Below are 1,143 nucleotides of genomic sequence, written 5' to 3'. Positions count from 1 at the left end.
TGTCGCAAATTGACCATATTTTCATTTTCTGGACTGAAGTTATCCGTTCATTTGTACTACTTTAATAGTTAAAGGTTCTCCCCATAAGGGATTTAGACATAAAATTATTCCTTGTAATAATTCTATTATTGTTTTGTTGAAGCCAAAACTGGTTTACCTGTATGCACCACTTGTTCTACAATATCAGCCGCTCGACTCACTCCCCCTGCTCGTATAATTGCCTCTTGTAGCCTCAAGGCATTCTTTTTATAGGAATCTTCCGTTAAGACCAGTTTGATAGCCTTTTGTAGCTTTTCCAGGCTCATTTTTTTCAAAGGTATGACCTCTCCTGTTCCTGTCCAAGCGATCCGCGCCGCCACTCCAGGTTGATCGTTGGTAATGGGAATAGCGACCATTGGTACTCCATTACTCAAAGATTCTAGGGTAGTATTCATTCCGGCGTGAGTGATGGTAAGGGTCGCTTTTTGTAATAGTTCTAATTGAGGTGCATAGCCAACAACTAAGGTATTTCCTGGCAATTCTGGTAAAGATTCTGGACTAGCACCCCCACCTAAAGCAATGACTAATTGAGCATCCAATCCCACACAAGCGTCTGCAATCATTTGGAAAATCCACAGAAGCCGATTTTGTAACGTTCCCATCGAAGCATAAATCAGTGGTTGTCCAGTGAGCTTTTCATAAGGGAAAGGTACAGGTTCTCGACTGGCTGGGTTACTATAAGGCCCTGTGAAATGAAAACAAGACGGTAGTTCTGTTCTAGGAAATTCAAATTCAGCAGGCTGGTGACTAAGTTGAGCCAATTGAGAAGAGTATTGATTGAGGTTATCATAGGGAGATAAATTCCACTGCTGACGATAATCATTAATAACGTTTTCCAGAGATTTCCCTATAATATCAAGCAGTGCATAACCCACTCGATTGCGTAGAATTCCCCGCCATGAAGGGTCATAATTCCAGGACATGCTAAAGGGAGGAACACTCATTTCCCGATTAAACATTAAGGCACTGCATACAGTTAAGCTGTTCGGCATTTAAATTGGTATAATAAAAATTAATAAATAACCCAATAATAGGAAATATGCCAGCAAAAAATTATCTGACACAAGAGCAAAAAACAATACTTCAAAAAGCCTTAAAAATAGA

1 pseudogene is annotated in these 1,143 nt (G+C 39.8%); it reads right to left on the bottom strand.

Annotation, left to right across the window (positions count from 1 at the left end):
- Positions 1-125 precede the first annotated feature (125 nt).
- Positions 126-1,019, bottom strand: a pseudogene (locus F6K37_RS43660) (glycosyltransferase); the annotation flags it as partial.
- Positions 1,020-1,143 lie beyond the last annotated feature (124 nt).

It is taken from the genome of Moorena sp. SIO4E2 (assembly GCF_010671945.1).
GTDB lineage: Bacteria > Cyanobacteriota > Cyanobacteriia > Cyanobacteriales > Coleofasciculaceae > Moorena > Moorena producens.
The sequence above is the reverse complement of the archived record's forward strand: the minus strand, read 5'-3'. Positions and strand labels throughout refer to the sequence as shown.